The organism is Buchnera aphidicola (Schlechtendalia chinensis) (assembly GCF_001648115.1).
GTDB lineage: Bacteria > Pseudomonadota > Gammaproteobacteria > Enterobacterales > Enterobacteriaceae > Buchnera_B > Buchnera_B aphidicola_N.
On sequence record NZ_CP011299.1, the window covers coordinates 198,063 to 214,127 of the forward strand.

Annotated in this window: 11 protein-coding genes; 6 read left to right on the forward strand and 5 right to left on the reverse strand. The window is 26.6% G+C overall.

The genetic code is table 11. The annotated features are described in order from the left end of the window. Positions 1-31: 31 nt before the first annotated feature. Entirely contained in the window at positions 32-673 is a 642-nt protein-coding gene (gene rnt, locus XW81_RS00900; protein ID WP_075474031.1) for a ribonuclease T, read from the reverse strand. Positions 674-875: 202 nt separating this feature from the next. On the opposite strand from rnt, the gene XW81_RS00905 reads away from it, so the two are divergent. The 3 genes from XW81_RS00905 to ychF all read left to right on the forward strand — a co-directional run bounded on the left by XW81_RS00905 (position 876) and on the right by ychF (position 3,377). Beyond that, positions 876-1,490: a Fe-Mn family superoxide dismutase gene (locus tag XW81_RS00905; protein ID WP_075474033.1), complete on the forward strand. Its 615-nt coding sequence runs from the start codon at positions 876-878 to the stop codon at positions 1,488-1,490. 138 nt (positions 1,491-1,628) lie between these two features. Next, a complete protein-coding gene (pth, locus tag XW81_RS00910; RefSeq protein ID WP_075474036.1) occupies positions 1,629-2,255 on the forward strand; it encodes an aminoacyl-tRNA hydrolase in 627 nt (208 codons plus the stop codon). Positions 2,256-2,285: 30 nt separating this feature from the next. Then, entirely contained in the window at positions 2,286-3,377 is a 1,092-nt protein-coding gene (gene ychF, locus XW81_RS00915) for a redox-regulated ATPase YchF (protein WP_075474038.1), read from the forward strand. Positions 3,378-3,494: 117 nt separating this feature from the next. Here ychF and thrC read toward each other — a convergent pair whose 3' ends face one another. The 4 genes from thrC to dksA form a co-directional block, all read right to left on the reverse strand. Further along, positions 3,495-4,787 carry a threonine synthase gene (gene thrC, locus XW81_RS00920; protein WP_075474040.1) on the reverse strand — a complete coding sequence of 431 codons (1,293 nt, stop codon included), beginning with the start codon at positions 4,785-4,787 and terminating at the stop codon, positions 3,495-3,497. 3 nt (positions 4,788-4,790) lie between these two features. Continuing rightward, a complete protein-coding gene (gene thrB, locus XW81_RS00925) occupies positions 4,791-5,720 on the reverse strand; it encodes a homoserine kinase (RefSeq protein ID WP_075474043.1) in 930 nt (309 codons plus the stop codon). Between the two features lie 18 nt (positions 5,721-5,738). Beyond that, positions 5,739-8,186, reverse strand: coding sequence for a bifunctional aspartate kinase/homoserine dehydrogenase I (gene thrA, locus XW81_RS00930; RefSeq protein WP_075474045.1), 2,448 nt, complete (start codon positions 8,184-8,186; stop codon positions 5,739-5,741). A 1,013-nt stretch (positions 8,187-9,199) separates the two neighbouring features. Beyond that, complete coding sequence (dksA, locus tag XW81_RS00935; protein WP_075474047.1) at positions 9,200-9,655, reverse strand: RNA polymerase-binding protein DksA; 456 nt, start codon at positions 9,653-9,655, stop codon at positions 9,200-9,202. A 314-nt stretch (positions 9,656-9,969) separates the two neighbouring features. On the opposite strand from dksA, the gene truA reads away from it, so the two are divergent. From truA to secA, 3 genes are all read left to right on the forward strand, one after another. Further along, positions 9,970-10,770 carry a tRNA pseudouridine(38-40) synthase TruA gene (gene truA / locus XW81_RS00940; protein ID WP_075474425.1) on the forward strand — a complete coding sequence of 267 codons (801 nt, stop codon included), beginning with the start codon at positions 9,970-9,972 and terminating at the stop codon, positions 10,768-10,770. A gap of 165 nt (positions 10,771-10,935) precedes the next feature. Then, complete coding sequence (mrcB, locus tag XW81_RS00945) at positions 10,936-13,197, forward strand: penicillin-binding protein 1B (RefSeq protein WP_075474050.1); 2,262 nt, start codon at positions 10,936-10,938, stop codon at positions 13,195-13,197. A 97-nt stretch (positions 13,198-13,294) separates the two neighbouring features. Beyond that, positions 13,295-15,802, forward strand: a complete 2,508-nt coding sequence (secA, locus tag XW81_RS00950; RefSeq protein ID WP_075474052.1) for a preprotein translocase subunit SecA — start codon at positions 13,295-13,297, stop codon at positions 15,800-15,802. Positions 15,803-16,065 lie beyond the last annotated feature (263 nt).

Sequence of the window (16,065 nt, forward strand, 5' to 3'; positions counted from 1 at the left end):
ATGTATTTCACTCTTTTAAAATGTTTATCATTTATTTTTTATTATTGGGTGGCCATCCACCCAATTTTTTCCAATAGTTTACTATTTTGCAAAAAAGATTAGCTGTTTTTCGTGTATCATATAAAGCTGAATGCGCTTGATTATTATCAAATTTCAGTCCAATTTCTTTGCATGCTCGTGCTAATACGGTTTGTCCTACAGCTAGTCCGCTTAATGTAGCTGTATCAAAAATTACAAATGGATGAAATGGATTATTTTTAATTTTGTTGCGTTTAATAGCAGCCATTAGAAAGTTGTAATCAAATATTGCATTATGAGCTACAATAATACTCTTACTGCATTTTTGTTTTTGAATTCCTGTGTTAATTAGACGTAAGATGGAGTTCAATGCTTCATATTCACTAATAGCACCGCGTAATGGATTAAATGGATCAATTTTATTAAATGCAATAGCATTAGGATCAATTATTGATCCTAAAAATGGTTTTATATGACAATGTAAAAGATTTTCTTGCTCTAGTAAACCTAATGAGTTCATCTTTAACGTAATAACAGCGATTTCTAAAAGTGCATTGGTATTTGAATCAATTCCAGAAGTTTCAATGTCTATAACTACAGGGTAAAACGTTCGAAAACGTTTTCTTAAGAAATAATGTTTTTCAATTTTACACATTAGATTCTCGTTTGTTATTTAAGTATGTTTAATTTTTTTATTTATTGTATAATATTTTTAAAAATTTTTATAAAAAATTCTTAAAAATTTGTTACGTTTTTTAGAAAATAGTTTTGATATAAAATTGTAATTTATTTTTAGAACAATTTTATAAATTTTTAGTATATATTTTTATATTAATAAAACATTAGGATACATATAAATGAATTATACTTTGCCATCACTTAATTATTCATATGACAGTTTAGAACCGTACTTTGATGCAATGACTATGAAAATTCATCATACCAAACATCATCAAGCATATATAGATAACACGAATGCTTTGTTACTGCACAGCGATTTAAAAAATATTTCTATTGAGGATCTAATTTCTAATTTATCAGATGTAAATATTGAAAAGAAAATAGAATTACAAAATAATGCAGGTGGGCATGCGAATCATAGTTTTTTTTGGTCTATCTTGAAACTTAATACTGTTTTAAAGGGAGCACTTAAAACTTCGATCGAACATAATTTTGGGTCTTTTGAAAAATTTAAAAAAGAGTTTGAAGCAGTAGCTATAAAACATTTTGGTTCTGGTTGGATATGGTTGATTCAAGATCACTCAAAACTATTTGTAGCTTCTACCATTAATCAAAATAGTCCGCTAATGGGAAAAGAAATATCTGGAATGTCAGGAATTCCTCTTCTTTGCTTGGATGTTTGGGAACATGCTTATTATTTAAAATATCAAAATAGACGTATAGATTATGTGCGTTCGTTCTGGAATGTAGTCAACTGGGATGCAGTTAGTAAAAGGTTTAATTGTAATTAGTTTAATTTTTTTTAGAAATATTTTATTCTGCATTAAGATAGGTTTTTATATAAATTTTTTGAGCTGTATTAATCAGATATATAAAAGCACGTTTTGCGCGTACTTTTATATACTAATAATTTTATGGTATAACACAAAATGTGTTTTAGAAATATTAAGTTAATTGTTGGTCTAGCTAATCCATTTATAAAATATCATCATACTAGACATAACGTAGGATCTTGGTTTGTTCAACGTTTAGCTAGTTTTTACAAAAAAGTTTTAAAAGAAGACAAGAGATTCTTAGGATATACAGGATCGCTGTTTCAATCTAATTCTAAAGTACTTTTATTTATACCTAACGTTTTTATGAACGTTTGTAGTAGATCAATTATGATTATTTCTAATTTTTATCATATTAGATCAGATGAACTTTTAGTTGCTCATGATGAATTGGATTTAGAACCTGGATTAGTACGATTTAAATTTGGCCATGGACATAACGGTCATAATGGAGTTAGAAATATTATTGATGTTTTAACAAAAAAAAATAATTTTTTGAGAATTCAAATTGGAATTGGTCGTCCTAAGGAAATTTTTGAAATATCAAATTTTGTTTTGTCCCCACCAACATTAAACGAAAAAAATTTAATTGAAAAGTCTATCCATCGTGCAGTACATGCTACCAATATTTTAATACAAGAAAAACATACTTTAACAGCACAAGATTTTTTGAAAAATTTTAATGTAATTGACGTATTATCGAGTAAGGAATTGAAATTCTGAAATTTTTGTTACTTTAAGGTGAGTACTGTTATGGGCTTTAAGTGTGGTTTGGTAGGATTACCTAATGTTGGAAAATCAACTATCTTTAATAAATTAACAAATTTAAACATATCTGCAGAAAATTTTCCGTTTTGTACTATTAAACCTAATTTTGGAATTACTTTAGTTTCTGATGATCGTCTGAAAACGCTTTCAAATATAGTTAATTCTGATTGCATTATTCCAACATATATTGAATTAGTAGATATTGCTGGTTTAGTAAAGGGAGCATGTCAAGGGGAAGGGTTAGGTAATAAATTTTTAAATCATATCAAGGAAACAGATTTAATCATTCATGTTGTTCGCGGTTTTAAAGATGACAAGATTTCTCATGTTTACGGTCGAGTAAATCCTGTTGAAGATATTGAAATAATAAATTTAGAACTAATATTATCAGATTTTGATGTTTGTAAAAATAGAATACAAAAGTTGAAGCAGAAAAATTATGTATTGTTTAAAAAAAATATAGATAGAGAAATTAAAATATTAAATTATTGTTTAACTTGTTTAAAATCGAATAAGTTTTTGAAATTTTCTAATTTAACTTTAGAAGAAATAAAAGTTATTGAGCATTTAAAGTTTATCACATTAAAACCAATTATGTATGTTGTTAATACAAGTATTAATGTTAAAAATAATGTTTGTATTAAAAAAGTTTTAGATTTATCGAAAAAAGAAAAATCGTTTGTTTCATTAGTTTGCGTGGATTCTGAATTTGGTAATGATACTTATGAACAAGAAAAAGAAAATTTAAATTATAAAGAATTAAATTTTGTTGCGTTTGGATTGAATTCTATTGCTATTTTTGGATATAAATTATTAAGATTAAAATCTTTTTTCACTGTTGGAGAAAAAGAAGTACATGCGTGGACAACAAAAAGCGATGTTACTATTAAAGAGTCAGTAAAATGTATTCATACAGACTTAAGTGTAGGTTTCATTCGTGCTCAAGTTATTTCATATGTTGATTTTGTAAAGTTTGGTGGAGAAAAAAATACTAAAAAGTTTGGAAAAGTTCGTATGGAAGGTAAGAATTATTACATTAATGATGGAGACATTATTAATGTTTTATATAAAATATAAAAATTTCATTTTACTTTTAAAATGTAATTTTTAATATTATTTTTTAAAAAATTTAATAGAACTTATAAATAATGCGTCTGTATATAGAGATATTTTTCTCTATATACAAATAGAATTTTATTTTTTTAAAAGAAATTTTCTTAATTTAGAAAAGATCGGATAAATATTGTACGATAATATTGGAAGTTTTGTTCTTTTAGATAATTCTAAGGGTAAGGATAAATTTATATTTAAAATTTCTTCTACAGTGTTTTTAAATTTAGAAGGATGTGCAGTTCCTAGAAACAATCCAAATTCATCATTCTTTAATTTTTTTCTTAGTAAATGGTAAGCTACTGCTGCGTGAGGTTCTGAAATGTAACCTTGTTGCTGTAGATCTTTTAGACTCTCTTTCGTTAACAGGTCAGAAACGCTACCACTTTTTAGTTTCTTTAAAGACCAAAATTTTCGTTTAAATAATTCTTTCACTCTTGGCCAATTATTTGGTTGACTAATGTCCATGGCATTAGACAATGTTGATATTGTATCATGTGGTGACCATTTTCCTGTTTTTAGAAACCTTGGGATTGTGTCATTAGAATTAGTAGAAGCTATAAATGTTTTTATAGGAAGTCCTAAAGATTGCGCTAATAGCCCTGCAGTAATGTTTCCAAAATTTCCGCAAGGAATAGAAATGACTAGATTTTTCTTTTGTTTTTCAGTAAGTAGAGAGTAAGCTTCAAAATAGTAACAAATTTGTGCTAATAATCTACTAATATTTATAGAGTTAGCAGAGTTTAATCCTATTGTTTTTTTGAGATCGTTATCTTGGAAAGCTTGTTTAACTAAGTTTTGACATTCATCAAAGCTACCGTTTATTGAAATTGTTGTTATATTTTCGCCCAATGTACAGAATAATTTTTCTTGTAATTCGCTAATTTTCCCTTTAGGATAAAGAATGATAACTCGGACGTTTTTCATTTTGTAAAATGCATGAGCAACTGCAGCGCCTGTATCTCCAGAAGTTGCTGTTAAAATTGTTATAATTTCGTTTTTATCACGATTTAAAAAATCAATAACTTGTGCCATAAACCTCGCTCCGAAATCTTTAAAAGCGAGTGTAGGACCATGAAAAAGTTCAAGACATGCTATATTTTCTTGAATTGGGACAAGAACCGGAGTAGTACAAGAAAATGCTTTATTAACTTGTGAATGTAATTCAAAATCTTCAATTTCATCTCCTATGATCATAGAAAGTAGTTTACTACTTCTTTTTATAAAGTCCATTTCTAATAGTTCAGAAAGTGTGTTTTTTGAAATTTCTGGTAGTTCTTTTGGAAAAAATAACCCTTGTTGTTGTCCTAATCCAAGCTTTACAGCTTCTGAAAAGCTAGTTTCTTCGTTTTTATTTTTTAAATTATAGAGTTTCATTCACTATCCTATTTGACGAGTTCCTAAAGTATCTATTTTGCAAATATGAATAAATCCTTTTTTAGTTTGTAAATAGTTCTTATTAAGCCATGTTTTTATTTTTTTTGCAGTATTCAAATTATCAGAAATAACAAAAATAGTTGGTCCTGATCCTGATATTCCGCATCCTATAGCTCCTATTTTTTTTGTTTCTTCTCTTATTTTTAAGAAATTAGGTAACAATTTGATACGATATGGTTCAGCAATGACATCATTCATAAGTTGTGAAGCTAAGCTAGGCTGTTTTGTATATAGAGCGTGAACAAATCCTGCTAAATATCGACTGTGTTCAATACAAATTTCTTTGCTATATTGCATAGGTAGCATTGTTCTTGCTTCTGATGTTGCAATTTTAATTCCAGGCCAAGCTATAATCCATAGCCAGTTTTTAAAGATTGGTAATTTCTGGCATATTATGTTATTTTTATTGATTATTAATTGTAATCCACCTAGGAAGCATGGTGCTACATTGTCGTAGTGTATACTTCCAGATATTTTACCTTCTAATTTTCCCATAAGTAATAATAGTTCAGTTTTTTTGATGGGATTTTCAAAATGTGCATTCATAGCTGTAATAGAGGCGACCACAGAACAAGCGCTAGATCCTAGTCCTGATCCGATTGGAAGATTTTTTTCTAAAATAATAGTAATTGGCAAGTTCTTTTTAAGAAGAGAACAAAAATATTTCCAGCATTTCCAAACTATATTGTTATTAGTTTTTATGGGTAGTTGATTCGAAAACATACCTTTATTAATCAATTGAAAGGTTTTTGAAGGAGAAATTGTAACAATATCTCCTAAAAAAGATCCATCTATTGGCGCAATTGCAGCACCCAACACATCAAATCCTACTCCTACATTTCCAATTGACGCAGGAGAATAAAATTTTATCACTATTTAAGCTCCTTGTATTTATGACAATATACGTAATATGTCTGAAAATACTCCGGAAGCAGTTACATCATTTCCCGCCCCGTATCCTCTTAATACTAGCGGAATGGGTTGATAATATTTGCTATAAAAAGCTAATGCATTTTCTCCATTTTTTATTGCATATAATGGGTCTTGTTCATCAATTTCATCAATTTTTACTTGGCATTGTCCTTCTTTTTTTATTATTCCTACTAATCTCAAAGTTTTTCCTATTTTTTTTGCTTTTTTTATTTTATCGTCGAATATTTCGTCTAGTTCCCTAAGTTTTATCATAAAATCTTCAGCATGTGTAATGTGATTAAAATTTTCAGGTAGTATAGGTTTAATTTCAATATCTTTTAATTCTAATTTTAATCCAATTTCCCGTGCTAATATTAATAGTTTTCTCGCTACATCAACTCCAGATAGATCATCTTTTGGATTTGGTTCAGTCAATCCTAGTTTTTGTGCTTGTTTTGTTGCTTCAGATAATAATACGTTTTCTTCTAGTTTTCCAAAAATAAAGGATAGTGAACCTGATAAAATTCCTCTAAAATGTATAATTTTATCTCCAGAATAAAGTAAATTTTTTAAATTTTCTATTACAGGTAATCCTGCTCCAACATTAGTTTCGTATAAAAATTTTTTGTTTGCACGTGAAGCAGAATGTCGAATTTCTTGGTAATATTTTAAACTGGACGTATTTGCTTTTTTATTAGATGTTACTATATTATATCCGTGATCGAGTAGCTTAGGATATTGATTAGCTATTTCTTGGTCAGAAGTGCAATCGACTATAATTGGATTTATTAATGCATTTTTTTTAGGTAAGCACGTTAAATTTTTTATGTTAAAAAGTTCATTTGATTTTAAAACGTTATATTTCCAGTTTTTCAAATCAATTCCGTTCATATCTTGAAAAATTTTTTTTGAATTTGCAATTCCACACACTTTTAAGTCTATATTTTTTGTTTTTAACCAATATTGTTGTGAATTTAACTGTTTTAGTAAAGTTTTTCCTACCCCTCCCACTCCTATTAAAAAAATTTCAACAATTTGGTTTTTATTGAATAAAAAGTTATGTACAACATTAATTGCAGGTATTATAAGATTTTCTTTTATAACTATTGAAATAGAATGTTTTGATGATCCTTGAGAAATAGAAAATATATCTATGTTGGCATTATTAAGAGCTAAGAATATTTTATAGAAAACGTTTTTTTGAAAACCAATTCTTGTTCCTATTACAGATAGAATGGATAAATTTTCTATAATTTTTATAGGCATTAATAACTTATTTTTTATTTCTAGTTGAAATTCATTTTCTAACGTATTTTTGATTTTTTTTACATACTCTTGAGATGTGCAAAAGCTAATGTTAAATTCCGAAGAAGATTGTGTAATTAATGTTATTCTTATTTTTTTGAGAGACATAGAAGATAACACTCGAGATGCTACCGCAACCATGCTATTCATACCTGGTCCTGAAACATGAAACATAGTTATATTGTTTAAATATGCGATTCCTTTGGCTAGTATTTCAACGTTTTGGGAATTCTCACATATCATAGTTCCAACGGCATTTGGATTTTTGGTATTTTTGATTAAGCATGGAATTTTAAATTTTTTAATTGGGAAAATAGTTTTAGGATGTAATACTTGTGCACCAAAATAAGAAAATTCCATAGCTTCTTTATATGAAAGAGATTTTAATAGTTTAGCGTTTTTTACTTTTTTAGGATCGCACGTATATATTCCATCTACATCTGTCCAGATTTCGCAAACGTTTCCTTTTAGGCATACAGATAAAATGGCTGCAGAGTAATCAGATCCGTTGCGTCCTAATACTACTAATTTTTTTTTCTTATTTCCAGCGATGAAACCTGCCATTAATATAATATGATTTTTGGGTATATTTATTGATCTAATTTTTTTTTTAGAAGTTTGAATGTCGATAGTAGAATCTAAATAGTCTCCTTGTGCTACAAGATTTTCTATTGGATCAATAATGGTAACATTGTACGACATAGATTTTAATATTCCGTCCATGATAGTTATAGATAATAACTCTCCACAACATACTATTTTAGCACGAACGTTATCAGGACATTGGTTTAGAAAACGTATTCCGTTAAAAATAGATGTTAAATTTTCAAATTTTTCATCAATAATTTTTTTAATTGTTTTGTAAGAAAAGTTTTTAGTTGCTTTATATATATCGAAGATTAAATCTAAAAAAATACTTTTTACTGAATGTATATTTTGCGATACGTCACGTTCTTCAATTATTTTTTCAATTATTTTTATCATAGAATTAGTGACATTTTCTGGTGCAGATAGTACAACAGCTACTTGTTCTTTTTTAAAATTTTTTTCAATAATATTAGCTACAGTTAAAAATTTTGTTGCATTTGCAAGTGAAGTCCCGCCAAATTTAAGTATTTTCATATTTTAAATGTTCCTGAAGCAATATATAAGAAAAGCCCACACTTAAAAAAAGGTAAGCTTTTTAAGAACGTATAGTTCAGTTTGCATTAATTTTAGTGTATTGTTAAAAAAATTTTATATTTTAAATATATTTTACGCATTCTTAATTTTTTAAATACACAAACTGAGCTTAACATTAATTCTAATATAAAATATGTTGAATCGAAATGTTCATTAATGATAGATTTATTATTTAATATATTATCATATGTAGAACAAAAATATTTTTATTTAATTAAATATATAATATGCTGGATACAATATCATATTATACAATAATTAAAACTTATTTTTGAAACGTTTTTATATCGTAAAAATTTGAATAAATATTTTTTTAATTAACAATGTGTTTGTATTTTATTATTTTTTATTTATTAAGATTTAAAAGTAGTACTTTTAGAAGTAGTATATAAATCACATTATTTTGTAATTTCAACAACACTTTTAAATTTATAAATTAGAAAAAGAAATTGAGAAAATTATATAAATAATAATATTAGTTTAGTTACATTAAAACCATTTCTATATAATTATTTTTTTGATTTGACAACTTTTTAAAATAATTATTTATATAATTTTTATAGAACTAATTTTATATTTTTTAAATTTTAAAGTGATATTGTTTGAAACAATTAAAATTTTTAAAGATTTAGATAATGACGTACATTTTAGATATCCTGTTATAGCATAGAACGTTTTAAATTTGTAGAAATTTGCATGTTTTCGGATAGGTTATAAACCATGCAAATTAAAAACAAGTACAAATTATTTTGAACTTTTATAAATAAAATAATTTAGATAGTTAAAAACTAAGTCATGTAAAAATTTTTGTGTTTTATATTTAAAAAATGAGTTAATAAAAATAATTTTGAATGTTTTCGTATTAAATTTGGAACATTATAGTATATATTTAACGTGATAACTAAAGTGAAACGGGTGAAACTCCCGTTCACTATGATATTTTATAAATTTTTTTATCCTAGCATTTGCTTTTCTCGGATTTCTGACAATGTTTTGCAATCTATACATAAATTTGCGGTAGGTCTGGCTTCTAATCTTCGTATTCCAATTTCTACACCACATGATTCGCAATATCCAAAATCATTTTTTTCAACTTTTTTTAGAGTTTCTTCTATTTTACATATTAATTTTCTTTCTCTATCTCTGTGACGTAATGCAAAACTAAATTCTTCTTCTTGTACTGCGCGATCAATGGGATCTGGAAAGTTTGTAGTTTTTTCTTGTATATATAATTCTTTTTTAGAAGTTCCATTTTTTAATTGTTTTGCCCAAGCAATGAGAATTTTTTTAAAATGATTTATTTGCTTTGTATTCATATATTTCTCATTTTTTTTATTTTCGTAAGGTTGTACTCCTGCTATATATAATATACTTAAAGACGATCTTTTTTTATTTTTCTCTTTTTGCATGATATATTTCCTATAAATACATTTTATCTGAAATAGAATGTTAGCTTTACGAATCATGACAAGTATTTCGATTTGAATATATGTTTTGAATGTTTAATTTTTGTTTTCATAATAATGTTAACATTTTGCATTATAAAATTTTTTTAAAATTTTTATTATTTCTTTCATTGATAATATCAAAATATAAAATTATTGTAAATTTCATACTTTTTAATAATATTATTGCGTTTTATTAAATTTTAGCCAAATAAAAGTGGATTTGAGAGTAATAATTTTGTATAGAAAATTTTAATTTAGAGTTTTTTATGAGTACTATGATGCACTTTACAAAATTTGCTGCAGGAATTGAATATCAAGGTAGTGACTATCACGGTTGGCAACGTCAAAAATCTGTATCAAACGTTCAAGAAAAAGTAGAAACAGCTTTGTCAATAATAGCTAATCATTCAATAACAGTTCATTGTGCAGGACGAACTGATGCTGGTGTTCATAGTACTGAACAGGTAATTCATTTTTGTACTTCTTCAATTAGAAGTTATAAATCTTGGATTTTTGGAACTAATCGTTATTTGCCTCGAGACATTTCAATATTATGGATTAAAGAAGTTCCAAATGTTTTTCATGCACGCTATAGTGCTCTTTCACGAAGATATCGTTATATTATCTATAATTGTAAGTATCGATCTTCTATTTTTTTCAAAGGATTATGTAATTTTTATAAAGAATTAGATATTTTTAAAATGCATCGATCTGCTCAGTATTTAATTGGAGAACATGATTTTACTTCTTTTCGCTCTGTTAATTGTCAATCAGTCACTCCTGTTCGAAAAATTATTTTTATAAATGTTTTTAGTGTACGTCAATTAGTTGTTATAGATATTAAAGCTAGTTCTTTTTTGCATCATATGGTTCGAAATATTGCAAGTTGTTTAATTGATGTAGGTGTATCTAAATACAATGAATATTGGATAAAAAAGCTACTATTATTGAAAAATAGAAAATTAGCATCTCCGACAGCAAGACCTGAAGGTTTGTACTTAGTAAAAGTAGAATATCCAAATTTTTTTAATTTACCAAATTACGCGGTAGGTCCTTTTTTTTTATATAAAAAATGATGTTAAAATTAGTTTATATATCATTTTTTAATTCAAAACGTATTTTTATTTATAAGATATATATTTTGTTATTTTAAAAATTTCAAATATTCTTTCATGACTTTAAATCAATATTCATGAATATTCATAATTGCAAAGTTTCGTATAGTTTAAAGGCTGTAGTTTATGTTGAAAGTAAATTTCAAATTTAATTTTGTAGTTTTAACTAAGTTATTTTCTGTTTTTCTTTTTTTTATGTTAATGTATGGTTTTTTTTTGTATGTCAAAATTAGTTTATTTATAAATGAAAGAATGTGGAAGTTTCCTATATCAATATACAGTCGAATTATAACTTTAAAACCTGGATGTAATTATACTAAAAAAGAAATTATTTCTATATTAAAGGGCATGCGATATCGATATGTATCTGTGCTAAAAAATTCTGGAGAATTTTTTGTAGAAAAGAAAAATATAACTTTAATAAGACGATCTTTTAACTTTCCTGACGGAAACGAAGATAAAGTTTTTGTTAAGTTATATTTTGATAATAATGCATTAACAAGAATAAAAAACTTAAATAACAATAGTAATTTTAGTTTATTACGATTAGATCCTCAATTAATTACTATTTTGCCATTTTCTAATGGAGAGCAACGTATTTTTTTATCTAGAAAATGTTACCCTAAAATTTTAATTGATATGTTATTAACTATAGAAGATAGATATTTTTACGACCATGATGGTATAAATATTTATTCTATCGTACGTGCTTTGTTAGCTAACATTAGTGCTGGTTATACTATTCAAGGTGGAAGTACTTTAACTCAACAATTAGTAAAAAATTTATTTTTGACCAATGCTCGATCATTTTGGAGAAAAATTAATGAAATATATATGGCATTGATCATGGATTGGAAATATAGTAAAGATCGAATTTTAGAATTATACCTGAACGAAGTATATTTTGGACAAGATGGAAATAAGCAAATTCGAGGTTTTCCTTTAGCTAGTTTATACTATTTTGGTCGTCCTATAAATGAACTTAGTTTCGATCAATACGCTTTACTCGTCGGTATGGTAAAAGGAGCTTCTTTATACAATCCTTGGAATCATCCTAAAATAGCACTAAATCGACGTAATATAGTTATTTACGCGTTACTAAAACGCAGAATTATTAATGAAAATTCTTATCAATTTCTTGTTAAAAAACCTTTAAAAGTGCAATCTCGAAGTGATGTTTTTTTATCAAAAAATGCATTTATTCAAATTGTAGAAAGTGAGTTAAAAAGAAAATTAGGAAATCAGGTGAAACGTTTTTCAGGCATAAAAATTTTCACTACGTTAGATTTAATTTCTCAAAGTTCTGCAGAAAAAGCGGTAAAAAACGTTATACCTTTGTTGAAGAAAGAAAAAAAACTTAAAGATTTAGAAACAGCAGTAGTTATAATAGATAGGTTTAATGGAGAAATTCAAAGTTTATTAGGTAGTTCTAACCCAAAAGTTTTAGGATATAATCGTGCTATTCAAGCACGTCGTTCGATTGGTTCGTTATCTAAACCTATAACGTACTTAACTGCGTTATCTCATCCAGAAAAGTTTGGTTTAAATACTTGGATTGCGGACAATCCTATCTCAATACAATTAAAAAATGGAACTATATGGAAACCTAGAAATAGTAATTTTAAGTTTTCTAAAAAAGTGATGTTAATTGATGCGTTAACTCATTCTATTAATGTTCCTACAGTTAATTTAAGTTTACAGGTAGGATTAGAACAAATAGTGAAAACTTGGATAAGGTTTGGTTTAAGTTACAATCAGGTATTTGTGATTCCTTCCATTGCTTTAGGATCAATCAATTTAACTCCAATAGAAGTAGCTAAAGTTTTTCAAATTATAGCTAGTGGGGGAAATCGATCTAATTTGTCTTCTATTCAAACGATAATGACAAAGGAAGGATACATTTTATATAATAATTTTCAGAAATTTACAAAAATGGTTCCGGAACAAGTAGTTTATTTAACATTATATGGCATGCAATCTGTAGTTAGAAATGGTACAGCTAAACAATTAGGATCATTGTTTAAAAGTTATTCTATAGCCGGTAAAACAGGAACGACGAATAATTTAATTGATAGTTGGTTTGTTGGAATTGATGGAAAACAAGTAGTTATTGTTTGGGTTGGAAGAGACAATAATGAGTCTACACAACTTTATGGATCTTCGGGAGCAATGCGAGTTTATCGAAATTATTTAAAATTTAACAATCCGAAACCGTTAGTTTTAGTACCTCCTTTGGATGTAAGTATTTTAAATGTTAATTCTAAAGGTAACATTTCATGCAGTTCTAAAAATAGTGTGGGACGTTATCGTTATTTACCAATATGGAATAAATTCCAAAAAGCTTTATGTATTAATAAGCGTTTTAAAGCGTTTGAACTATTTCAATAATTTTAAAAAAATTTTGTATTTTAAAAATAGTTTTTAGCTTTGTTTATATAAAAAATAATATCTTCAATGGTGTACTTTAATATGAGTATAAATAGATATGATAATTAAATTTTTTAGTAAATTATTTGGTAATCATAATAATCGAATGTTGAAAAAAATTCAAAAAATAATAGAAAAAATTAATAGTTTAGAAAGTAGATTTGAAAAATTGTCAGAGCGAGAACTGCGAAATAAAACTAAATTTTTCAAAGTTTGTCTAAAGAATGGGTATTCTTTAGATAGTTTGTTGCCTGAATCATTCGCGATAGTAAGAGAAGCAAGTAAGCGTATTTGTGGGATGAGACATTTTGATGTTCAACTGTTGGGAGGAATAGTTTTACATTATCGATGTATTGCAGAAATGAGAACTGGTGAAGGTAAAACTTTAATGGCAACGCTTCCTGCTTATTTAAATGCTATAGAAGGAAAAGGTGTCCATATTGTTACTATGAATGATTATCTTGCTAAACGTGATGCAGAAAATAATTCAGAATTATTTAATTTTCTTGGATTGACTGTTGGTGTAAATATTTCGGGAATGTCTTCTGAAGATAAACGGAGAGCATATCATTCTGATATAACATATGGTACTAATAATGAATATGGATTTGATTATCTGAAAGATAATATGATTTTTGATTCAAAAGATCGAGTTCAAAGAGGTTTAAATTTCGCATTAATTGACGAAGTAGATTCAATTTTAATAGATGAAGCGAGAACACCATTAGTAATTTCTGGATCTTTAGAGGAAAACTCAGAATTACATTTTAAAGTTAATAAAATTGTATCTATGTTAAAAGTACAAGAAAAGGAAGATTCGGATGATTTTGTTGGAACAGGGCATTTTTATATTGATGAGAAGCAACGTCAAGTACATTTGACAGAAAGAGGTTTAATAGAAATTGAAAAATGGTTAATTAAAGAAAATTTCATAAAAATGAAACAATCGTTATATTTATCAGATAATATTATGTTCATGCATTATATTATAGCAGCTTTACGTGCTCACAACTTATTTTTTAAAAATGTAGACTATATTATTAAAAATAAAACTATAGTTATTGTTGATGAACACACTGGTCGGACTATGGAAGGAAAGAGGTGGTCAGATGGTTTACATCAAGCAATAGAAGCTAAGGAGAATGTTAAAATTAGAAGTGAAAGTCAAACGTTAGCGTCAATAACTTTTCAAAACTATTTTCGATTATATAACAAATTATCTGGAATGACTGGTACTGCGATAACAGAGGCTTCAGAATTAAAATCTATTTATAATTTAAACACAATTGTTATACCAACCAATTGTCCTATGATACGAAATGATATGCCTGATTTAGTGTATATGACGGAGTTAGAAAAATTCGATGCGATTATTAAAGATATTCAAAAATGTATTAAGCGTCGTCAACCAGTATTGGTAGGTACAGTTTCTATCGAAAAATCTGAGTTAATTTCTGATCGTCTGAATAAAATGGGTATTAAACATAATGTTTTAAATGCAAAATTTCATTCTCAAGAAGCTGATATTATTGCTCAAGCTGGGAAATTAGGTGCAGTTACTATTGCTACAAACATGGCTGGACGAGGTACTGACATAGTATTAGGTGGAAAATTATTATTAAATCTATCTAATAAAAAGAAATTTACTAAAAGTAAAATAGAAAATTTTAAAAAAAAATGGCAAATAGAGCATGATCTTGTTTTGAAATCTGGTGGATTACATATAATAGGAACAGAAAGGCATGAATCTAGACGCATCGATAATCAATTAAGAGGTCGATCCGGTCGTCAAGGTGACATTGGTTCATCTCGATTTTATTTATCGATGGAAGATCCTTTAATTAGAGTCTTTTCTTCCGATCGTATTATAAGAATCATGAAAACTCTAGGAATGAAACATGGTGAGGCTATTACTCATTCTTTTGTTAACAAAGCTATTTCTAATGCTCAAAAGAAAGTAGAAAATCGAAATTTTGAAATTCGTAAACAATTATTAGAATATGATGATGTTGCGAATGAACAGAGACGTGTTATTTATTGTCAGAGAAATTGTATTATTGACGCAAACGATATTAGTAGTATTATTAAAAAAATTTTTAATGACATTTTTACTAATCTTATTAACAAGTATATAAAAAAGAATTCGTTAAAAGAAACTTGGAAAGTGCTTGAATTAGAATCTTGTTTATATAAAGATTTCAATTTATTGTGTCCAATTTCTCAATGGTTAAATTGTAATAATACAATTTGTGCACAAGAATTAACTGCAAAAATTTTAAAATATTTTAATACGTATTATCAAAATAAGAGTAAAACTATTGGATTAGAAAACATGAGGAAATTAGAAAAGTCAATTATGATTGAAACATTTGATATGTTTTGGAAAGAGCATTTGTTTTCTATGGAATATTTGCGTCAAGGTATTCATTTAAGAGGATATGCACAAAAAAATCCAAAACAAGAATATAAAAGAGAATCTTTTGTTATGTTTAAATCTATGATCGAATGTTTGAAATATGAAGTTGTTTCTATTTTATTTAAACTGAATTTTTATTCAAAAGATTGAAATTTTGAGAGTCATTTTTGATAAAGCGTTTTTTATTTAAAATGATATGATTTATTATTATTTAATATGTAATATTTTTAAAGATATTAAAATTATTGATTTATGAAATAAGTTTGATATTAAATAATGTTTGATTAAATTTTTTAACAATGTATATTATGATAGTCTCAATTATTGTTAAGGAATCACATATAGTGTACTAAGAAATCGCAAAAATTTTTATTTTAGAATAATTTTGGACTATTAGATTTTTTAAAATATGT